At 65.3% G+C, this 20,612-nt stretch carries 14 protein-coding genes, 1 tRNA gene and 1 pseudogene; 12 read left to right on the plus strand and 4 right to left on the minus strand.

All coding sequences use genetic code 11. The features are described from left to right. Positions 1–20: 20 nt before the first annotated feature. Together F9C12_RS29510 and F9C12_RS29515 are read left to right on the plus strand one after the other, a co-directional pair. Positions 21–1,349 carry an NAD(P)/FAD-dependent oxidoreductase gene (locus F9C12_RS29510; RefSeq protein WP_409185033.1) on the plus strand — a complete coding sequence of 443 codons (1,329 nt, stop codon included), beginning with the start codon at positions 21–23 and terminating at the stop codon, positions 1,347–1,349. 82 nt (positions 1,350–1,431) lie between these two features. Beyond that, a tRNA-Leu gene (locus F9C12_RS29515) sits at positions 1,432–1,505 on the plus strand. Positions 1,506–2,018: 513 nt separating this feature from the next. Here F9C12_RS29515 and F9C12_RS29520 read toward each other — a convergent pair. Continuing rightward, positions 2,019–3,011: a BTAD domain-containing putative transcriptional regulator gene (locus F9C12_RS29520; protein WP_409462525.1), complete on the minus strand. Its 993-nt coding sequence runs from the start codon at positions 3,009–3,011 to the stop codon at positions 2,019–2,021. Between the two features lie 911 nt (positions 3,012–3,922). On the opposite strand from F9C12_RS29520, the gene F9C12_RS29525 reads away from it, so the two are divergent. The 3 genes and pseudogenes from F9C12_RS29525 to panD form a co-directional block, all read left to right on the plus strand. Continuing rightward, positions 3,923–5,584 (plus strand): alpha/beta hydrolase, encoded by a 1,662-nt coding sequence (locus tag F9C12_RS29525; RefSeq protein ID WP_409462526.1) that lies wholly within the window; start codon positions 3,923–3,925, stop codon positions 5,582–5,584. Between the two features lie 276 nt (positions 5,585–5,860). Further along, a complete protein-coding gene (locus F9C12_RS29530) occupies positions 5,861–6,169 on the plus strand; it encodes a hypothetical protein (protein WP_409462527.1) in 309 nt (102 codons plus the stop codon). Between the two features lie 125 nt (positions 6,170–6,294). Next, positions 6,295–6,660 (plus strand): annotated as a pseudogene (gene panD / locus F9C12_RS29535) (aspartate 1-decarboxylase); the annotation flags it as partial. 65 nt (positions 6,661–6,725) lie between these two features. Here the strand turns inward: panD and F9C12_RS29540 are convergent. Further along, a complete protein-coding gene (locus F9C12_RS29540) occupies positions 6,726–7,934 on the minus strand; it encodes a pyridoxal-phosphate dependent enzyme (RefSeq protein ID WP_409462528.1) in 1,209 nt (402 codons plus the stop codon). Here F9C12_RS29540 and F9C12_RS29545 point away from each other — a divergent pair. From F9C12_RS29545 to F9C12_RS29560, 4 genes are read left to right on the plus strand one after another with little or no spacing between them, the layout of a single operon-like run. Beyond that, positions 7,933–8,808 (plus strand): ABC transporter ATP-binding protein, encoded by an 876-nt coding sequence (locus F9C12_RS29545; protein ID WP_409462529.1) that lies wholly within the window; start codon positions 7,933–7,935, stop codon positions 8,806–8,808. The two genes, F9C12_RS29540 and F9C12_RS29545, sit on opposite strands and share 2 nt — an antisense overlap. Beyond that, the gene (locus tag F9C12_RS29550) at positions 8,805–9,647 is read left to right on the plus strand and encodes an ABC transporter permease (protein WP_409462530.1); all 843 of its coding nucleotides are present in this window, start codon (positions 8,805–8,807) and stop codon (positions 9,645–9,647) included. Before F9C12_RS29545 ends, F9C12_RS29550 begins: the two co-directional genes overlap by 4 nt. After that, positions 9,623–10,849, plus strand: a complete 1,227-nt coding sequence (locus F9C12_RS29555; RefSeq protein WP_409462531.1) for a sensor histidine kinase — start codon at positions 9,623–9,625, stop codon at positions 10,847–10,849. Before F9C12_RS29550 ends, F9C12_RS29555 begins: the two co-directional genes overlap by 25 nt. After that, entirely contained in the window at positions 10,846–11,481 is a 636-nt protein-coding gene (locus F9C12_RS29560) for a response regulator (protein WP_409462532.1), read from the plus strand. The genes F9C12_RS29555 and F9C12_RS29560 overlap by 4 nt, the downstream gene beginning before the upstream one ends. Here F9C12_RS29560 and F9C12_RS29565 read toward each other — a convergent pair. Both F9C12_RS29565 and F9C12_RS29570 read right to left on the minus strand, forming a co-directional pair. Next, positions 11,465–12,280: an alpha/beta fold hydrolase gene (locus F9C12_RS29565; RefSeq protein WP_409462533.1), complete on the minus strand. Its 816-nt coding sequence runs from the start codon at positions 12,278–12,280 to the stop codon at positions 11,465–11,467. The two genes, F9C12_RS29560 and F9C12_RS29565, sit on opposite strands and share 17 nt — an antisense overlap. Beyond that, positions 12,277–13,590 carry an MFS transporter gene (locus F9C12_RS29570; RefSeq protein ID WP_409462534.1) on the minus strand — a complete coding sequence of 438 codons (1,314 nt, stop codon included), beginning with the start codon at positions 13,588–13,590 and terminating at the stop codon, positions 12,277–12,279. The genes F9C12_RS29565 and F9C12_RS29570 overlap by 4 nt, the downstream gene beginning before the upstream one ends. A gap of 227 nt (positions 13,591–13,817) precedes the next feature. On the opposite strand from F9C12_RS29570, the gene F9C12_RS29575 reads away from it, so the two are divergent. From F9C12_RS29575 to F9C12_RS29585, 3 genes are read left to right on the plus strand one after another with little or no spacing between them, the layout of a single operon-like run. After that, the gene (locus F9C12_RS29575; RefSeq protein ID WP_409462535.1) at positions 13,818–19,364 is read left to right on the plus strand and encodes an SDR family NAD(P)-dependent oxidoreductase; all 5,547 of its coding nucleotides are present in this window, start codon (positions 13,818–13,820) and stop codon (positions 19,362–19,364) included. A gap of 38 nt (positions 19,365–19,402) precedes the next feature. Next, entirely contained in the window at positions 19,403–19,606 is a 204-nt protein-coding gene (locus F9C12_RS29580) for an MbtH family protein (protein WP_409462536.1), read from the plus strand. 45 nt (positions 19,607–19,651) lie between these two features. Further along, positions 19,652–20,572 (plus strand): LLM class flavin-dependent oxidoreductase, encoded by a 921-nt coding sequence (locus F9C12_RS29585; protein WP_409462537.1) that lies wholly within the window; start codon positions 19,652–19,654, stop codon positions 20,570–20,572. The last annotated feature ends 40 nt before the right edge of the window (positions 20,573–20,612 follow it).

Genomic DNA, 20,612 nt, shown 5'->3' on the forward strand with positions numbered 1-20,612 from the left:
GGAAGTGCGACTATAGGTACATGGCTGCTGCGAAGTCGGAACCGACTCGGATCCTCGTCCTCGGTGGTGGATACGTCGGCCTGTACACCGCGTACGGGCTTCAGAAGATGCTGCGCGCCAACGAGGCCTCCGTGACCGTCGTTGACCCGCAGCCGCACATGACCTACGCCCCGTTCCTGCCCGAGGCGGCAGCCGGCGCGATCGAGCCGCGGCACGTGGTCGTGCCGCTGCGCCGCGTGCTGAAGCGCTGCCACGTGCTGACCGCGCGGGTCACGAAGATCGAGAACGAGCGCAAGTCCGTCACGGTCGAGGCCGCCGACGGCCACGTCGAGACGCTGAACTACGACGTGCTCGTGGTCGCGCTCGGCGCCGTCGCGCGGATCCTGCCGATCCCGGGTCTCGCCGAGGAGGGCATCGCCTTCAAGACCATCGGCGAAGCGATCTACCTGCGCAACCACATCATGACCAAGCTGGACGAGGCGGCCAGCACGCTCGACCCCGAGCTGCGCAAGCGCCTGCTCACGTTCACCGTGGTCGGCGGCGGGTTCGCGGGCATCGAGGCGCTGGCCGAACTCGAGGACATGACCCGCTTCGCGGTCGAGAACTACTACCCGAACATCAAGCCGTCGGACATCCGCTGGGTGATGGTCGAGGCGGCCGGGCGGATCCTGCCCGAGGTGCGCGAGACGCTGGGCGTGTACACGGTGCAGCAGCTGGAGAAGCGCGGCATCGAGGTCTACCTGTCGACCGCGGCGAAGTCGTTCGAAAACGGCCACGTCGTGCTCTCGGACGGCACCGAGTTCGACACCGACACGATCATCTGGACCGCGGGCGTGAAGGCCAACCCGGTCCTCGCGAGCTCGGACCTGCCGCTCGACAAGCGCGGCCGCGTCGAGGCCACCGCGGCGATGCAGGTCGTCGGCCACCCGGACGTCTGGACCGCCGGCGACAACGCGGCCATCCCGGACCTCTCGCGCACCGAGCAGGACCCGACGGCCACCTGCCCGCCGAACGCCCAGCACGCGGTCCGCCAGGCCCGCCTGCTGGCGAAGAACATCATCAAGGTGATCCGCGGTGGACAGCCGAAGGACTACTACCACAAGAACCTGGGCGCGGTCGCGAGCCTCGGCCTGCACAAGGGCGTGGCGGACGCACTGAACCTGAAGATCAAGGGCTTCCCGGCGTGGCTCTTCCACCGGGCGTACCACCTCAAGGCGATGCCCACGTGGAACCGCAAGATCCGCATCCTGTTCGACTGGATGCTGGGCGGGTTGTTCCGGCGGGAGGTCATCTCGCTGGGGCAGATCAACAACCCGAAGGAAGAGTTCAACCGGGCCAGCAAGGGCTGAGTTGGTTGTCGTGGTGAAGCCGGGTCGCCTTCGGGCGGCCCGGCTTTGTCGTGTCCTGGGGCGGGTTCGCTAGGGTGGGTGGGCCCCCGTAGCCCAATTGGCAGAGGCAGTCGACTTAAAATCGACCCAGTGCGGGTTCGAACCCCGTCGGGGGCACTGGTTTCGCTGGTCGGCAGGCTCGTTGCTCGGAGAGTGCCATGGCCTGCGGACGGGATGCGCCGCCGATCTTCTCGGGGAAGTCTCTCTTGGCGGTTTTCTGCGCGCGGCTGGTCTGGAAGCCGTTCTCAACCGCTGCGGGGCCGGGGCTGAGTGCGGCGACAGCCGGGACAGCAGGCCGTGATTGGTCGCTGGCGCGGGGTTTCCGGCCTGGTCGATCGGTTGTGGCTGGGTGACTGCCCGGCAACAGCGTTAGACGGGGTCGAAAGGGAGGCCGCTGGTCCAGAGGATCGCTGAGACGGCCCTCTCGAGAGCGTCTGTCAGGAGCAGAGAAGCAGAATTGCGCGCGCCCTACCGTTCTGCTTTGGCTCTCGCAAGCGTGTCCGTTGCTAGGCCAGCCTGCTGTCGCGACGGCGATCGGTGGGCAGGGTTCGACGCCGCAGCTGTGCCCATGGGATGGGCTTACCAGTTGGTACCTTCCTCGGCCTCTGCCGTAGGGGTGGGGGCAGGAGTTCAACGCCTCTCGGAAAGAGCTGGTGTTTCCGAGTCGTGGTGGTTCTCGCGGAGTACCCAGCCGCGTTTACTTGCCTCCACTCCAGCTTGGAAACGGCTTTCGACCCCGAGGTAGTCGAGCAATTCCGAAACCCGCCTGCTGAATGTGCGCGGAGACAAGCCGAGTCTTCGGCTCGCGGTCAGGTCGGTAGCGCCGCTGAGCAACTGTCTCAGTATCGGTTCGAGGTGGTCGGGTGGGGGCATCGTGCTGTGGTCAGGCAGGTGCGTGATGAGCTCGACCGGTGCGGTTGACGTGCTGGACGAGGGCATGGCGGTGTGAGTCGCGTCCAGTCCCCCGACGGTCCTCGGTGTGATGATCCGAGCGATGGGCGGCGGGCCCAACGGATCGCCGGCCAGGACTGCCCGGTAGGCCTCGCTCAGCTCTCTGCTCGGTTCGAGGCCCAGTTCCTGTACCAGGACGCGATAGCCGTCACGGTAAACCTCCGCGGCGTCCCTGCGCCTGCCCATCGCGCCGAGCGCGCGGATGAGATGCAGCCGCAGCCGCCCTCGGAGGGGGTGCGCCCGCACCAGCTCGTCAAGCTCGGCGATGATGTCGGCGTGACGGCCGAGACGCAGTTCGACGTCAAGTCGTTCTTCGAGGATGAACATGCGGTACTCGGCGAGCCGGATCGCTTCGAGCCGGACTCCCGGCGCGGTCACGTCCGCGAACGCTGGGCCGCGCCACAGAGTGAGACCTGCCTGATAACGCTCTGCCGCCTTCGTCAGCTGGTTCGCAGTGGTCGCGGCCCTCGCGTCGGTCACCATTCGCCGTACCAGATCGAGGTCGATGTGTTCCGGGCCGACGAACAGCAGGTACCCACCGGCCTGATTGATCAGCTTCGGCCTCCCGCCGGGTTCGGTGCCTCTGAAGGCACGATCCATCAGATCGCGGATCTTCCATACCTTTGTCTGGATCTGACGAAGCGCTGTCTCAGGCGGGTTGTCCCACAACATCGGTGCGATGGTTTCCGCACTGACCCTGCTGTTCGCGTGCAACGCCAGTGTGGCGAGAATTCCTCGCTCCAATGAATCATCCGGCGTTAATACATTTTCTCCATCTATTATTTCCGTCGCTCCGAGTATGCGAAATCGAAGCGTCATGACGTAAAGCCCGTTATTTTGTTCAATCGAGATAAAGGCATTTCAGTGGCCCCCCTGTGTTGCAATCACCCCAATGCTGTCAAGGCCCCCGGTTGGCCTCACCGTGTACTGAAATATACAAGTAAACGGGAGGCAATGCCACCTTCGAGGCAGGCTGATGCCCTGAGCGATAGCGCTGTCCACCTGCGACAGACTCGGCCGATCAGACCTTGATCGCTGGGTCGAGCGGCCTAGTGGCCTTGCCGGTGCGGGACTGTGCGGCCCGGGGCGTATCGCAACACCGGGCTTCGTTGCATTATCGGTCGCCGGTGGTGGCGAGTACATGCCAATGCCTGGCGCGCGAGTCGTCGGCTATGGTCCAGTTTTGCTGCTGATCGCTGAGTGTATGGCCAGGTTCCGCTTCTTGTCCGAGGCGGGAGCGACTCCCTTTGGAATCGGTTGTTAAATGTTACGATTCGATGAGCATATAGGTACTCGCCTCCTCCATTTTTCACGAAAAGAGGGGCGGGAGGCCTCGGCGGACCGCGATGTGGCGGAGTCAGCTCGGCTCCGTGCCCGAGGGCTTTCGCTGCTGCGGGCCGACGCGTATGCCGCGCCCGGTCGGGTCGCTGTCCGGGTGCCGCCTTCCTCCGGCATGTCCATCCTCGATGCCGCTGTGGGGATGCGAGATCGCGAAAGCCGTCATGTCCGATCGAACTGGCTTCCTATATCGCCGTAGCAGGCGCTCAGAGTCCGTATTCCGAATACCGATGAGGAGTCGACGTATGATCCGAAGCCGTTGGGCCGTCCTGTTCACTGTGCTGGCTGTGCTGGCAGGTGTCATGGGGGCCCCGATTGCGTCGGCGACGTCTCGTGATCCAGGCGATGTCGGCATAGCCGCTCGTTTCCGCTCGCAGGCCTTGCAGTGGCAACCCTGTTTCCCGCAAGTCCCGCCGGGGTTGCCGCCCGGCACCGAACGCCTCGAATGCTCGGTGGTTCGAGCGCCGCTCGACTGGCACCACCAGGATCGCGGCACAGTCGACCTGGCGGTGAGCCGGCTCCGGCCGGTCGGCACCGAGCCTGTCAACCTGTTGCTGACCAATCCCGGCGGGCCTGGCGAGGAGGGGCTGATCGTTCCGCTGCTGTTTCTGGATCCGGCACATTCTGCCGTTGCGGAGAGTTCGGAGATCGTCGGCGTCGATGTCCGAGGTACGGGCCGCAGCACCACGATCACCTGCGGCGGGTCCGTGATCGGGCGTGAACGCGACGTCCGCGATCGCAGCGGCGCGAACGTTTCCGCGATGCTGGATTCTGCCGAAAACCAGGCGAAGGCGTGTCAGCAGGAATCGGAGCCGGTCGGCGACTTCATCACGACTGCGCAAACGGTCAAGGACTTTGATCTGATCAGGACCTTGCTCGGGCACAGTACCGTCAACTGGTTCGGCTTTTCAGCGGGAACCTGGCTAGGCGCGCACTACGCCACGGCGTACCCTTCGCGAGCCGGCAGGTTCGTGTTCGACTCCAACACCTTGTTCACTGGAACCTGGCAGCAGTTTTACGCGTTGCAGCCGATGGGGTTCGAACGTCGATTCAGGCAGGACTTCCTTCCGTGGGCGGCGAAGTACGACGCGCTGTACGACCTAGGCTCCACCGGCGAGCAGGTGCGCGGCAGCTACGAACGCATTCGTGCGTTCCTTGCCGAGCATCCGCAACATCTCGGCGATCAGATCCTCTACGCGGGCACGCTGGACTCGATCGTCGCCGGGAACCTGTACAGCAAGAGAAACTTCTTGGTGCTTGCCCAGTTGCTGGCACAACTGAAATCGGTGAGCGGGCCGCCGCCGGCGAAGATGCGTTTCCCGGTTTCCGTGGCGGAAGCGGCAGCGCGAGCCAAAACGGCTTCCCGTCTGCCAGGGGCGAAGGCTGGTGCGCCGGATGCCGTCGATGCGACCTTCTACACCATCGGCTGCAACGACACCCGGTGGTATGGGAACCGTGGCACGCTGACGGTTTCGTCGGGCATCCAAGGGCGGCTGTTTCCGTTGATCGGCTGGCGGACGATCGCCGAACCCTGTGTTTTCTGGCAGCGTCCGGCGGGAGAGGAACTGCCGAAGCCGACAGGCCGCGGAGTGCCGTCCGTACTGATGATCCAGTCGACGCACGACCCCGCGACTCCGTGGGAAGGCGCGCAGCTTGCGCATGCGAACTTCGCTGGTTCCCGCCTTCTGCCAGTGGTCGGTGAAGGCGACCACATGCTGTACGGCAGTGGCAACCCCTGCGTCGATCACGCGGTGGACTCGTACCTCGCGGCGGACACCTTGCCGCCGAGGGACGCGAGTTGCGCTGGGACCGCGTTGCCAGACCCGATGATTCCGGGCACCGGATCCGGCAACACGGATACCGTCGGACTGCCCCGGCTCGCGACCCTCGCGGGTGTGAATCGGTGATGACCCGTGCCGTGCTGGAACTGGTTTGCCGGTCCTGGCACGGCACGTCGTCCGGCAGCAAAGAGATGATGGCACGGCCGGCAAGGTCTGGTTGTCAACCGGTCGATGGACGGACTTTGTCCGTCGACCGTCTCATCTTGGAAGAGTGGCCGCCTTTCCCGGGACAAAGCTCGCCTCTGTCACTATCCTGAAGCGGTGAGCGAACCTATTTCGGATCATGCCTTTCCGGCTGCGCCCGGAACGAGGCCGATCATCACTTCCGAGGAAGTCGCTGGGATGCTCGCCGCGCGTCAGGAGCTGGGCCCGGAATCCGAATCCGCGGTCATCGCGGCGTTCCTCGAACGCGCTTCGTCGTCCATCGAAGCGAGGGTCGAGGAACGACTGGCGGAGATTTCTCCGCCGGTAAGGGAGCGGATAGTGGACAACGGCGGGTTCTGGCTGGCCGCGATCACGATCGGCATGGGCATCCCGATCACCGGAGTTGCCACTTCCTTGCCCGGGCCGGGAAACATCCTGGTCGCCGCGATCGCCTGGACTGCCGTCGTGCTGGTCAACGTCGCCTTCAATCTCCGGCGCGGAAATTAGTCTCGCCGGAGAAACTGAAAAACGAGTCCCCAAAGAGATACTCCGCCTGGCATTATATCGCCAGACGACGGTTCGGTCCGAAAAGTGATCTAGAGTTCGGTGAGCTGACCTCTGGAGGTTTTCCGATGTTTCGGACCATGCTCAAGTCGAAGATCCACCGGGCGACGGTGACCGCCGCCGATTTGAATTACGTCGGCTCGCTGACCCTTGATCCAGATCTGATGGACGCCGCCGATCTTCTGCCCGGGGAACTGGTGCACATCGTGGACATCAACAACGGTGCTCGGCTCGAGACGTACGTCATCGAAGGTGCGCGGGGGAGCCGGACCGTCCAGCTCAACGGTGCGGCTGCTCGTCTGATGCACCCAGGCGACTTGGTGATAGTGATCGGATACGGCCTGGTGCCGGACACCGAGGCGAAAAAGGTGCAGCCGCGGGTCGTATTCGTCGACGAGAACAACAAGATTCTGCAAAACGGGACTGATCCCGGTGCTTGATGTGCGTGATCTCGCCCGGTGCGCCGGGCGAGATCATGATGCCGCGGTACGGGCGTGGTTCAGCCGATGCCAATCGTGAAAGCTGCTCCTGCCGAGCGGAATTTTTCTATCGTGCGGTGGACTTCGACGCTGAGCCTAGTTTCGTCGAGCCACTTGTCGGCGTAAATGGTGCCTTCGTACTTGCTGCCGTCATCGGGGCAGAGCCCGAGTGCTCGCCGGGGGAACTGCCCGCGTTCGAGGTCGCACAGGTAGGAGTGGACGACGCTGCCGCTCGACCCGCCGAGTGCGATGCCGGTGTCCTGCCGGAACATTCGACAGGTCGGGACGGTCTCCGCCGGAGCGACCCGCGTCACGAAGTCGAATGAGGCGGAGGTGAGAAAGCAGGACTTCCGGCTCGCGCCGAGGCCGGTGATGAGTCGTTTGTGGCCGGTGTCGCCGGTGACCAGTGAGCCGACGGCGTCGACCGCGACGACGCGGACATCGGACCTGGCGGTGCGCAGGTGTGCGGAGATCCCGGCGAGAGTGCCGCCGGTGGAGACAGCCACGTAGACCGCGTCGAGGGCAGCACCGCCCTGCCGGAGGATTTCCGGAGCGGTCGTCTGCTGATGGATCCGGGGGTTGGCGGGACTGTGGTACTGGTCCGTCCACCGGTAACCAGGCTCGGAACGCAGCAGCTCGGCCACGGTGCGCAGGCGGCTGAGCAAGTAACCGCCATGGCCGTCAGACTCGTTGACGAATTCGAGGTCGACTCCATTGGAGGCCAGGGATTCGACGGTGGGTTCCGGGGTGTTCCGGTCGATCACCGCGATGAACCGGCAATCCAGTATCCGGATGAGCCTGGCCAGCGCGAGACCCAGGTTCCCGGAGGTGGATTCCACGATCACGGTTCCCGGCTCGAGCGGCTCGCGGCGGTCGAGTTCGGCGAGCAGTCCGACCGCGGTGCGGTGCTTGATCGACCCAGTCGGATGGTGACTCTCGTGTTTGAGAGCCAGTTCGTGTGCCCGTCCCCGGTATTCGACCACGATTTCCGATACAGGGGTAGGGCTGATGCTGGCGCGCAGTTCGTCAGTTCGCCGCAACAAGACATTCCCCCGAATTGAAATCGCGAAGCCGGCAAGTGAAGCATCCACTGCGTTCGTATTTTTGGATAGGTTTCTGGCGACTTCTGGCCAGGGCCGCCACAGCGCGGTGTCCGTCGATCGATGGACAAGAAGATCCGTCCACCGATCGCTACTCGTCCACCGGTGAGAGGGACACGATTGCCCCATGACCGAAACAGCCGTCCAGGTGAGAGACCTGGTCAAGCGGTACGACAGCAACACGGTTGTCGATGGACTCGCTCTCGACATCGCGGCGGGCGAGGTCTTCGCACTGCTCGGCCCGAACGGTGCGGGCAAGACGACCACAGTCGAGATCATGGAAGGCTTCCGCAAGCGGGACAGCGGAACCGTCTCGGTACTGGGGGAGGATCCGGAGAAAGCGGGTCGGGCGTGGCGCAGCCGGATCGGTATCGTCACCCAGACGGCTACCGACGCGTCCGAGCTCACCGTTCGCGAGGTCGTCCGGCACTTCGCGGGCACCTACCCGCGTTTTCGAGACCCGGAAGCGGTCATCGAACAGGTCGGGCTCGCCGAGTGCGCCCGCAAGCGAGTCGGCAGGTTGTCGGGCGGCCAGCGCCGTCGAGTGGATGTCGCACTGGGCATCATCGGCGACCCGGACGTGCTCTTCCTCGACGAGCCGACCACCGGGTTCGACCCCGAAGCCAGGGTGCGGTTCTGGCAGTTGATCCGTCAGCTGGCCGGCGAAGGCATCACGATCCTGCTTACTACGCACTACCTCGACGAGGTCGAGGCGCTGGCGAACCGGGTCGCGATCATCGCGGACGGGAGGATCAAGATCACCGGCGAGCCGGCCACGCTCGGCGGCCGTGCCAGCGCCAAGGCGGTGGTGAGCTGGCGCGAGAATGGCTCGCTCAAGGTCGAGGAGACCGCGACCCCTGATCGGCTGGTCGCGGACCTCGTCGAGCGCCACGACGGCAACGTTCCGGGCCTGTCCGTGCAGCGGCCGAGTCTCGAGGACGTCTATCTCCAGCTGATCGACGACTCCGCGTCGGCGGCCAAGCTCCGGAAGGAATCGGTATGACCGTGCGAGAGACAGGCCAGCGTCCCGCCAGACCCGCACCGCCCAGTGCTGCCAAGGTCGGCTTTGCCCGCGGGGCAATCGAGCTGAAGCAGTTCTTCCGCGAACGTGACGCGGTCGTGTTCACCTTCTCCTTGCCGGCGGTGATGTTGTTGCTGCTGGGGAGCATCTTCAAGGACAAGGTGCCGGGTTCGGACGTCAACGCGAGCCAGATCTTCGCCGCGAGCATGATCGCCGCCGGCATCATGTCGACCACGTTCGTCAACCTCGGCACGGGGATCGCGCAGGACCGGGACGACGGCACGCTCAAACGCCTGCACGGCAGCCCTACCCCGCTCGTGTCGTACTTCATCGGGAAGATCCTGCTGGTACTGGTGGTCAGTGTGGCGGAGGTCCTGGTGCTGCTGGGCATCGGCAAGGCGCTGTTCGACCTGAAACTGCCGGTCACGGCGGACAAGTGGCTGGTGTTCGGCTGGGTGTTCCTGCTCGGAGTGGTGGCCTCCGCGCTGCTGGGGATCGCGATCAGCAGCCTGCCGAGGACGGCGAAGAGCGCTTCGGCGGTCATCTTGCTGCCGTTCATTGCGCTACAGTTCATTTCCGGGGTGTTGTTCAACCCGGTTCGCAATCTGGGCTCGCCCCTGGTCGAAATCGGGTCGTTCTTTCCGATGAAATGGATGGCGCAGGGATTCCGCTCGGTGTTCCTGCCGGACATGATGACCTTCCAGGAGGTGGCGGGATCATGGGAGCTGGGAAGAACGGCGGTGATACTGGGAGCCTGGTGCGTGGGGGGCTTGCTGCTGTGCCTGCTGACGTTCCGGTGGAAAAGCAGCAGGCAGGGTTGATCCGCGTACCGCACGAATGGCTGCGCGGCTACCTGATCTGGGACTGCTACTACCTGGCTGCGTTCGCCGCCACGATCGTCTTCGTCCTGGCACTCGACGACGCCTCGGCCAAGAGCAAACCACTGGCAGCGGTGCTGCTCCTGTGTTGCGGCGCTTGGTACGCGGTCTACGGCCGCTCGCTGATGAAAGCGGATGACGAAAGCTGGCGCGGCGTGCTCTACCTCGGCGTCGTACTGGCTTTCTTCACCGGAGCGGAGACGTTCTCCTCGGCCAGTTCCATCGCGCTGGTGGCAATCATCCCGCAGGCGTACTGGACCATGCGGCCGTTGTACGCCACCGGCGTGATTGTGATATTCAGCCTGGTCCCGATCGCGGTCGGCACCTTCCAGTCCGGCGCGGTGGTCGAGACCGTTGTCGCACAGGGCCCGCTGGCGCTGGCCATCATCGGCTTCTCAGCGATCGTCGGAACCTGGACTACCCGCATCATCGGGCAGAGCAGGGAGCGCGCGGACCTGATCACCGAGCTCGAGTCCACCCGAAGCGAGCTGGCCGCGGTATCCAAGCAGGCCGGGGCAGTAGCCGAACGGGAGCGTCTTGCGGGTGAGATCCACGACGCCATCGCACAGAGCCTGAGCAGCATCGTGATGCTGGTGCAGGCGAGCAAAGCCGCCCTCGGCCAGCTCAACGGCCTGTCCGGCGGCCAAGCCGAGGCGGTGGCCCGGGCGGGCGGTCAGCTCGACCTCGTCGCCGATACCGCTCGCGAGGCGCTGGCTGAGGCCCGAGGCCTGATCGAGGCGCTGCGGCCAAGCGCGCTGGACTCATCCTCGCTGCCGGAGGCGTTGCAGCGGCTCGCAGCCAAGGCGGATCGGGACAGCGGCGTCCCAGTCCGTTTCGAGTTGCTGGGCGAGCCCGCGCCATTGCCGGTGGCTACTGAAGTCGCACTCTTGCGGGTCACCCAGGAAGCCCTCGCCAACGTCCGCAAGCACGCAAAGGCCGCCGAGGTCGAGGTGAGGTTGAGCTATGCGCGAGGACAGGTCGGGGTGGAGGTCCACGACGATGGAGTGGGCTTCGATCCCGAAGCCGACTCACCCGGCTACGGGCTGGTCGGGATGCGGAATCGGATAGAACAGGTGGCTGGGCGCTGCGAGTTGCGCAGTGTGCCCGAACACGGAACCACGTTGACGGTGGAGGTGCCGGTGTGACGGGGACGATCAGAGTCCTGATTGTGGACGATCACCCGGTGGTCCGTGCGGGGCTGCGCGGCATGCTCGCCGACGAACCCGACATCGAAGTGGTGGGCGAGGGCAGCAACTCGGACGAGGCAGTGGCGATGACACACGCACTCGACCCGACCGTGGTGCTGATGGATCTGAAGATGCCCGGCGGCGGTGCCTCGGCCACTGCGCGGATCGCGCAGGAGAAGCCGTTGAGCCGGGTGCTCATCCTGACCACCTACGGTTCCGACGACGAAATCCTGCGCGCCGTCGAGGCCGGTGCGACCGGATACCTGCTCAAGCACGCCGAACGATCCGACCTGCTCGCCGCGATCCGCGGCGCGGGCAGAGGCGAGACGATGCTGGCGCCGTCCGTTGCGGAGAAGCTGACCAGGCGGGTGCGCAACTCCAAGACCGAGAACCTCTCGGCGCGGGAGATCGAGGTGCTCAGGCTGGTCGCGCAAGGCCTGACCAACGCAGCGGTCGGGGCTCGGCTGTTCATCAGCGAGGCGACCGTGAAGACGTACATGTTGCGCATCTTCGGCAAGCTCAAGGTGGACGACCGGACCGCGGCGGTGATGGCGGCGGTCAACCGCGGGCTGATCACTGTGGAAGAGTGACCGGATTCTGACGCTGCGGGCTGAGAAACCTCAGCAGCTCCGTGCACACCTCATCCGGGCGTTCCAGAAAGCCGAAGTGCCCAGTGCCCGGGATCTCCCGGTACCGGGCGTCCGGGATCGCTTCGGCGACTTCGCGGACCAGCGCCGACGGCATCAGCAGATCGTGTTCGAAGCTCACCACCAGAGCTGGGCAGCCGATCGTCGCCAGCGCGTCGGCGTGTTCGTCGTGCACCAGCGTCGACAGATACTGCTGAGCGACGCCGTCGCCCCGGATAGGGAACATCGTCATCAGTTCGAGCCAATCGTGGGCGAATCCGTCGTCGAGCAGGGTCTCTGGTGCGAATAACTGGGAGAGAGTGCTTGCCGCGCTGTACTCGGCGGACACCGTGTTGTCGCGTGCCGCGCCAGCGACGGCTCGGATCAGCGCTTCGGTGAACGCGGGCGTTCTCGCCCGTGTGCCGAGCAGCGTCAAGGACCGGACCAGGTCGGGGCGCAATGACGCGAGCAATTGCGCGGTCATCGCACCGAGCGAAGCTCCGACAAGGTGGCAAGGCCCGTGCCCGGCTTCGCGAATCACCCACGCCGCGTCTGCGGCCAGGTCGGCGAGTCGGTACTCGCCCGCAGGGGAAAATTCCTTGTTCGTGCCACGCGTGTCGTAGCTCAGCACCCGGTAACCGCCGCTGACGAGCGCTGGCGTCTGGTACAGCTGCCAGACATTCGCCCGGGTGGCTGCCGGAGCCAGCAGCAGTACCGGTTCGCCAGAGCCAGTCTCCGACAAAGCGGGTCGCGAGCCTGTCATTCCTTGCCTGCCGGGCCTGAGGGCTCCTCCGGTTCGGCTCGGTAATCGGATGCCCAGATCCCCGCACGCAGCCTGAGCGAGGCCAGGACGGTCAGTACGCCTGCGACGACCGCGGCCAGCAGAAGGGGGCTGCGCAGGCCGATGTCCCTGGTGGAGAAGGATTCCACCACGGTGACAAGAAAACCGCCCACCAGCGAACCGAGTGGGAGAGGACCCCAGGCCAGCAACCGATAGATGCTGTTCACCCGGCCCATCATCTCCTCGGGAACGATCCGCTGCCGATAGGACACGGTCAGCACGTTCCAGACAGTGGAGAGCATCCCGCCGCCACAGATCGCGATGGCGACTGGGACCGCGTGGGACACCAGGCCGATGGTCAAACTCGTCAGGCAATTGCCCAGAAGGCTGGCCAGCAGCACCCGGCGTGCTCCGAACCTGCGCTCCAGCGTGCTTGTTAACCAGCCTCCGAGCATCGCGCCGATTCCGCCGGCCAGGAACAGCAGCCCAAAAGAGGTCGCGTCCAAGCCCAGTATCTCCCTCGCGTACAGCACCTGGGTGGACACCGCGATCGCGCTGCTGAAGTTGAGCAGGCCGAGGAAGAGCCCGAGGGTGCGCAGCACCGGGTGTGTCCAGAAGTACCGCAACCCTGCCACGAGGTCTGCGCGCATCGTGCGATCGGTGACCAAGCGTTCACGCGGTGCGAGCCGCACGAGGAACAGGGTGAGCACAGCAGCGGCGGCGAAGAGTCCGCCATCGAAGAGGAACGGCAGGATGAGCGACGCGCTCACCAGCAGCCCGCCGATCCAGGGGCCGATGAACAGCCCGCCGACGGTATCGGTGATCACCAGGTACCCGTTCGCGCGTTCCAGCAGCGCCGATGGGACGAGCCGGGGAAGTACCACCTGGCTGGCATTTTCGTTGAGCACCGTTGCCGAACCGATGAGAAAAGCCGCTGTGTAAAGCACGGCGATGGCGGCCGAATCGGTGGCCACGGCGAAACCGATGCCTCCAGCCAGCAGCGCGCGGAACGCGTGGGTGAACCCGAGCGTGCGCCGATGGTCGGCGCGATCGATGAACACTCCGGCGGGCAGGCTCGCGATCAGCCAGGGCAGCTCGAGCAACATCGACATCCCGGCGACAAGAACGGCGTTGCTGGTGACCGAGGAGACCAGCCAGGGGAACGCGACAGCACTGATCCCGGAACCGATATTGGCCAGGAACATCGCGCCGCACACGGCGGCGAATCCCGTTCCGAAGCGGTCCCGCCGCGGTGTGTCCGGCCTGTCCGGCCGTGATGTGGTCTGGCTCACGAGCTCTGGCTCCGACCGCTGAATTCGGTGTGCACCTCCTCAGGACACGGCACAGCGGGGGCGAGGGTCAACGTGCTGTCGAGTTCACGCCAACCAGCACCGGATGTCTTGTGATCGTTCGCCGTCCGCCACAGGATGGCGTCCTACGGAATGGATTCGACGGGGCGGTCTGCCGTTTGGAAGGAAATGAAGTCCATTTCTGGTCCGGAATTTACGAAGGGGTCACCGTGGAGCAGGGCAGGAGCGGCCAGGTCGCTGTCATCGGAATGGCGGGCAAATTTCCTGGCGCCCGTGACGTCGAGGAACTATGGCAGAACCTCGTTGCTGGCGTGGAATCCATTACTTTCTTTAGTGACGAGGAGTTGCTCGCCCAGGGGATCGGACCGGATGTCGTCGCCGATCCGAACTATGTGAAGGCGTCGCCGCTCGCGCCGGACACCGAACTCTTCGACCCCGGCTACTTCGGGATGACACTGCGCGAGGCCGAGATCCTCGATCCGCAGCACCGGGCATTTCTCGAGGCCTGCGACGGCTCCCTGCAAGCTGCGGGCTACGCCCCGTCGAGATTCTCCGGCAGAGTGGGCGTGTACGGCGGAATCGGCATCAACCACTACCTCGATCTGTACGTCAAGCCGAATCCGGACGCGTTCAAGCTGCTCGGCGAGTTGACCGCGAACATCGCGAACGTCAGTGACTACGTCGCCACCGGTGTCGCCTACCGGCTCGGCCTGACCGGCCCCGCCCTGACGTGTCTGACGGCCTGCTCCTCTTCGGCTGTGGCGCTGCATCTGGCCTGCCAGGCGCTGCGGGCGGGTGAATGCGAGATGGCTCTGGCAGGCGGCGTTGAGGAGTTCCTTCCGAGAATATCGGGGTACACTTATTCTGAGGGTGGTCTTTATTCGCCGGACGGGCACTGCCGGGCCTTTGACGCGAAAGCGAAGGGGACAGTTTTCGGCAGTGGCGCCGGCGCGGTTCTCCTCAAGCCGCTGGAAGCGGCGATCGCCGATCGGGATGCGATTCTCGGGATAATCAGGTCCACTGCGATCAACAACGACGGTGCACAGAAGGGAGCGTTCGCAGCCCCCAGCGCGGCCGGTCAGTTCGCGGCTGTCATGGACGCCTGGCGTCGATCCGGCGTCGATCCGTCCACCGTCAGCTACGTCGAGGCGCACGGCACAGGCACTTTCATCGGCGACCCGATCGAGGTGAACGGCCTCAGCCGGGCGTTTCGGGAGTTCACCGACCGCAAGCAGTACTGCGCGATCGGCTCGGTCAAGACGAACGTCGGTCATCTCGGCGCGGCCGCGGGGGCAGTCGGGCTGATCAAGACGCTGCTGTCGATGCGGCACCGGATCCTGCCCGCCAGCATCAACTTCGATGAACCGAATCCGCAAATCGACTTCGAGTCGTCGCCGTTCTACGTCAATGCCGAACTTTCTCCGTGGGTCTCCGATGCAGGTCCGCTGCGGGCCGGGCTCAGTTCGTTCGGGGTCGGCGGCACCAACGCACACGTGGTACTGGAAGAAGCGCCGGTACCGTCCGCACCGAGCGAGCCGAAGCGCCGTGATCAGCTGATCATCTTGTCGGCTAGGACGTCGACAGCGTTGGAATCGAGCGCACTGGCACTAGGCGCGCACCTACGCGAGCGGCCTGGGCAGCTCGCCGACGCTGCCTACACCCTCGCTGTGGGCAGAGAACAGCGACGGATCCGCGGTTTCGTCGTGGCTGGAGGTGGCGAGGACGCAGTCGACCGGCTTGGCACCGGCGTTCCCCAGCTGGCACCCGCGCTTGTCCCCGGGCGCGATTCCCGCCGGTCGGCGGCCTTTCTGTTTCCAGGGCAGGGTGCGCAGTACGTCGGCATGGGCAAAGGGCTTTACGAGACCGAACCGGCGTTCGCCATGGAGGTGGATTCCTGTGCCGAGGTGCTCGCGGAGCACACGGGGTGGGATCTGCGCGACATCCTCTATCCCGCCGCCGGTACGGAATCGGCAGAGGCCCGGCTGACCGAAACCGAGGTCACCCAGCCCGTGTTGTTCGTGTTCGAGTACGCGCTGGCCGGGCTGCTCCGGAGCTGGGGCGTCGAGCCCTCTGCGATGGCAGGGCACAGCATCGGCGAATTCGTAGCGGCCAGCCTTGCCGGCGTCTTCACCCGCGACGACGCGTTGCGGCTCGTAGCGGATCGCGGACACCTGATGCAATCTCTGCCGCCCGGGACGATGCTCTCGGTGCCGCTCCCCGAAGCCGACGTGCTCCCGCTGCTCGGCGATCACGTGGCCGTTGCGGCGGTGAACGCCCCGAACGCGACAGTGCTCTCGGGCGCCGCCGACGCCGTGCAGGAGGTTCGTGCGCTGCTGTCCGCTCAGGGCATCGAGGGCAGGGTGCTCCATACCTCGCACGCTTTCCACTCCAGCATGATGGATCCGATCGTCGACTCCTTCCGCGGCTTGGTCGAAAAGGTTCAGCGGGCAGCACCCTCGGTTCCGTTCGCGTCCAATGTGACCGGTGACTGGATCACCGCGGCCCAGGCTGTCGATCCCGCGTACTGGGCTAGGCACCTCCGTGGCGCGGTGCGTTTCTCCGACATCGTCGGCCTGCTCACCGCGGACCAGGACCGTTTGCTCCTCGAGGTCGGCCCTGGCAACTCCCTTACCGTGCTGGCCCGTCAGCAGCTTTCGGCCGAACGCGCAGGAGTGGCCGTGCCGACCGTCCGGCACCCTCGGCAGCGGCAACGAGACAGTGCCGTTCTGCTCGGTGCTCTCGGCCAATTGTGGCAAGCGGGCGTTCCGGTAGAACTAGAACGCCTGTGGGACAACGAGGCGCGCGATCGGCTGAGCTTGCCGCCGGTGCCATACGAGAAGATCCGGTGCTGGCTTGACGCGGTTCCGGCGCTCGATTCGGCTGCGAAGACCGCCGCGGCGGACACCGAGACCGGTCCCTACTACCTGCCGAGCTGGCGCCAGCACCGGCTGCTCGGGCCGATCGAGGTCGACACCGCCACGCCTTGGCTCGTGTACGCCTCGGGCTCTCCTCAGATGACCGCGCTCGTCGAGCGGCTCCGCGCTGAAGGCGCGGACGTGGTTGTGGTGCGTGAAGGCGCTGAGTTCGCCCAGCATGATGAACGGGAATTCACGGTGCGGGCACGCGAGCTGGCCGACCATGCCGCCGCGGTGGCGGCTGCGTTGGCCGGCAACGCGACCGGACTGCGTGTCGTGCACGGGTGGCTGGTCGGCGGCCTGGACGGGGACACCCCGATTCAGCAAGCCAGGCATGGGCTGGACCGCGGATTCTTTAGCATCCTGACTTTGGTGCACGCGGTCACCCGCGGCTCGTCAGAGCTGATATTCGACCTCGTGCTGCTCACTAGCGACCTCGAAGCGGTGTCCGCTTCGGACGCGATGGAACCGGCGAAGGCCGGGGTGCTTGGTTTCGTGAAGCTGTTGCCGAAGGAGCTGAGCAAGACTACGTGCCGTGCGATCGACATCGCTGGAACCGGAGAGCCCGAAGCCCAGGTAAACCAGATTTTGCGGGAGATCGCGGGCGGGGGGGTCGATCGTGCGGCGTACCGGGAGACCTCGCGGTGGGTCTGGGAACACCAAGAGGTCGACCTGCCCTCGGCCGGTGAGGCGGAACGACTGCTGCGTGACGGTTCCGTAGTGCTGATCACTGGCGGGCTCGGCGGGATTGGCCTCGTGACGGCGAAAGCCCTCGCCGAACGTCATCAGGCGAAGCTTGTTCTGCTTGGCCGGTCCAGTCTGCCGCCGAGGTCGGACTGGTCGGAGTACCTCGCGGAGCACGGCGAAGACGACACGACCGCACAACGGATTCTGGCTGTCCGGGAGATGGAAGAGTCTGGTGGGGAGGTGCTTGTCTGCTCGGCCGATGTCACCGACATCGAGCAGATGCGTGTCGTGCGTGCTGAGGCGGAGCGGGCTTTCGGTCGCATCGAGGTGGTGTTGCACGCAGCCGGGGTCACCGGTGGTGGCATGCTCGAAGCCCGAACTCAGGAAGAGGCTGAAGCGGTGCTGGCGCCGAAGGTTTTCGGCACGCTAGTCCTCGACGAGGTGTTCGGTGACGACGCTGACGCACTCGTGCTCTACTCCACGTTCGCGATCTTCACCGGTGACTTCGGCCTCGGCGACTACGTCTCAGGCAACGCGTTCATGGATGCTTTCGCGCACGCGGCGTCGGACCGGCGTGCCCGGGTTCTCTCGATCAACTGGCCGATCTGGCAGGGCTTGGGCATGGCCGACAAGGTCGACGCACCGGACCTGCTGCTCGACTTCGAGATGGGAGACCGGTACCAGGAGGTCTTACACCCCCTGTTGGGCAGCAGACTGGTCCGGACCGGCAACGACAACGTCATCTTCGTGAAGCGACTGTCCACAGAGGACTGGGTCACCGCGGAGCACATTGTCGCGGGCCGTCCGACCATGCCGGGCACCAGCCTGGTGGAGACCATCGGGGCGGCCTATCGCGAAGCGACCGGCGAGCGGGCGTTCACCATCAGCGACCTGGTGTTCCATCGACCGCTTTCCTTCGATACCAGTCACTCGGTGCACATTTTGCTGGTCCCTGAAGACGGCGGGAGCTTTCGGGCGGTCATCAGGGACGCGGCCGGGGAAGACGGCCCAGTATTGGAGTACGCCACCGCACGGATCGGCCCAGGACCTGCCGGACCCGCACCGGTGCGCTCCGTGGCGGACTGGCGGAAACGGTCGTACAGACCCGATGGCCGCGCGAATCGGGAAAGCAGTGACGGCCTGGTCTGGCTCGGTGCGCGATGGGACATCATCACCGCGCACTGGACCAGCGATCCCGACGAACGGGGCCGTTTCGACGAACTGGCGGTCATCGAACTCGATGACCAGTACCTCGGCGACCTGGAACAGTTCCACCTGCACCCCTCGGTGCTCGACTGCGCGACCTCCATCGCCCAGCACATCATCGGGACGAGCGATCGTTCCTACCTTCCTTTCGGTTATGACCGGATCGTGGTGCGAGGGCCGTTGCCTGCCAAGGTCTACAGCCAGATCCGCCATCTCGACGACACCACTGGATCGATGGTCCGTACTGACATCACGGTGGTGGACGGCGCAGGCAGAGAACTTGTCGCGATCAAGGGGTTCACTCTGCTGGCAGTGGACGGCGCGGATCCACAGTCCGCTTCAGACGACAAGGCCGGAACGACAGCTGTGGCGGACGAGTCCATGCCCGCCAACGGCGTGAACGTAGGCACCGAGCTGGAACTGGCCCTGCTGCGAGTGAACCTTCGCGAGTTCGGGATTCAGGCCAGCGAGGGATATGGGATGCTCCGGGAGATCTTCGACTCCGGCATCGCGCCACAGGTCATCGTCTGCCCCGACAGTTTCACCCGGCGACTCGGTTTCGCCGCCGAAGTCACCCGTGACGCGTTGCGCGAGCAACTCGCGGCCGCGCCGCAGCGAACCGCTACCGCGAGCCCGCGGAATCTCGGGAATCCCTATACGGAACCGGAGACCGAGATCCAGCGGGTGATCGCGGAGATGTGGGCAGAGACCCTCGCCGTGGACAAGGTGGGAATCGACGACGACTTCTTTGACCTGAACGGGAACTCGCTGGTCGCCGTGCAGCTGGTGGCAAGAATCCGGGAGCGGTTCGAAGTCGACATCGCGGTGGCCACCTTGTTCGACACCCGGACCGCCCGGGCACTCGCCGAAGCGATCGAAGAACTGGTGCGGGAACTAGTCGAAAACATGTCGGAAGACGAGGTCGCGGGAAAGCTGGCCGAGCTCTGAGCCCGGACTGGCGCAACTCAACGAAAGAGGGAAACACGATGTTCGACGACGATGACGACCGGATCTACGTCGTAGTGCTTAACGACGAGGAGCAGTACTCGATCTGGCCGCAGGGACGGGAGATCCCGGCCGGTTGGCACGCGGCGGACGTCAGCGGGCCCAAGGCCGAGTGTCTCGAATACATCAAAGAGGTCTGGACCGACATGCGGCCGAAGAGCCTGCGCGACCGGATGGGCGCCTAGCGGGTGGATCGGACACGACGACGGCACGGGATGGTGCTGGAGGGCATGGATATCAGCGTTACCGAACTGCTCGACCGGGCGAGAACGGTCGAGCAGGCCGGCGTCGATTCCGCTTGGCTCGTTCAGCTTCCTACCCTGCGGGACAGCGCGAGCGTGCTCGCCGCGCTCGCGGTGTCGACCCGGACCCTGCGCCTCGGAGCAGCTGTTCTGCCGTACTACAGCCGTCCGCCCGCGATGATGGGGCAGACCGCCGCGACGATCGACGAACTGTCTGGCGGGCGGTTCACTCTCGCGGTCGGAACCGGGCATCCCATGATCGCGGAATGGAGCCTCGGCCGGTCACCGGGCAACACACTCGCGCTCATGCGCGAGTACCTCACGGCCGTGCGGGGTCTCCTGCGGGAGGGCGAGATCGCGCTGGAGGGGAATCGGTATCGGGTGCACGCCGTGTACAGCTCGCCCCGGCGTCCGGACCAGCCGGTTTACCTTGGCGCGTTCGGACCGAAGATGTGCTTCCTTGCCGGAGAGCTGGCCGACGGGCTTGTGTTGTGGATGTGCACCCCCGGATACGTGGCCGATGTGGCGTTGCCGAAAGTGCAGGCGGGCCTGCGCGAGGGGGGACGTGACACGGCCGATTTCGGCATCACGGTCGTGATCCCGGGCGGCGTTTCGGCCGACCTGGACTTCGACCGGCAGGTGCTGCGCCGCTACCTGTCGACCTACGCCCGGGTGCCGAACTACCGCCGGATGTACGAGGCGAGCGGTCTCGCCAGTGAGATCGCCAGTGGGCAGGTAGGCGACGCGTTGCTTGACGGAGTCGGGGTCGTCGGAGACGAAAACCAAGTGCGTGCCGGTATCCAGCGTTACCACGACGCCGGTGCCACCGAGGTCGTGCTGGCTCCGATGGCCGGCGCGCACTACGACCGCGCACTGTTGCAGCGTACTGCCGAAGCGCTGGCCGGTTGAGGCTTTTCGTCGCTGGCCGAGGCCAGCGCCTGGAAACGGA

Origin of the sequence: Amycolatopsis sp. GA6-003, assembly GCF_046267895.1 — a bacterium.
Lineage (GTDB): Bacteria > Actinomycetota > Actinomycetes > Mycobacteriales > Pseudonocardiaceae > Amycolatopsis.

Bases quoted from the DNA above. Each gene is read 5' to 3' on its own strand.
- F9C12_RS29520 (WP_409462525.1), bottom strand. From the start codon at position 3,011: ATGTTGTGGGACAACCCGCCTGAGACAGCGCTTCGTCAGATCCAGACA.
- F9C12_RS29530 (WP_409462527.1), top strand. From the start codon at position 5,861: ATGCTCGCCGCGCGTCAGGAGCTGGGCCCGGAATCCGAATCCGCGGTC.
- F9C12_RS29565 (WP_409462533.1), bottom strand. From the start codon at position 12,280: ATGACAGGCTCGCGACCCGCTTTGTCGGAGACTGGCTCTGGCGAACCG.
- F9C12_RS29580 (WP_409462536.1), top strand. From the start codon at position 19,403: ATGTTCGACGACGATGACGACCGGATCTACGTCGTAGTGCTTAACGAC.
- F9C12_RS29585 (WP_409462537.1), top strand. From the start codon at position 19,652: ATGGATATCAGCGTTACCGAACTGCTCGACCGGGCGAGAACGGTCGAG.
- F9C12_RS29550 (WP_409462530.1), top strand. From the start codon at position 8,805: ATGACCGTGCGAGAGACAGGCCAGCGTCCCGCCAGACCCGCACCGCCC.
- F9C12_RS29540 (WP_409462528.1), bottom strand. From the start codon at position 7,934: ATGGGGCAATCGTGTCCCTCTCACCGGTGGACGAGTAGCGATCGGTGG.
- F9C12_RS29545 (WP_409462529.1), top strand. From the start codon at position 7,933: ATGACCGAAACAGCCGTCCAGGTGAGAGACCTGGTCAAGCGGTACGAC.
- F9C12_RS29525 (WP_409462526.1), top strand. From the start codon at position 3,923: ATGATCCGAAGCCGTTGGGCCGTCCTGTTCACTGTGCTGGCTGTGCTG.
- F9C12_RS29510 (WP_409185033.1), top strand. From the start codon at position 21: ATGGCTGCTGCGAAGTCGGAACCGACTCGGATCCTCGTCCTCGGTGGT.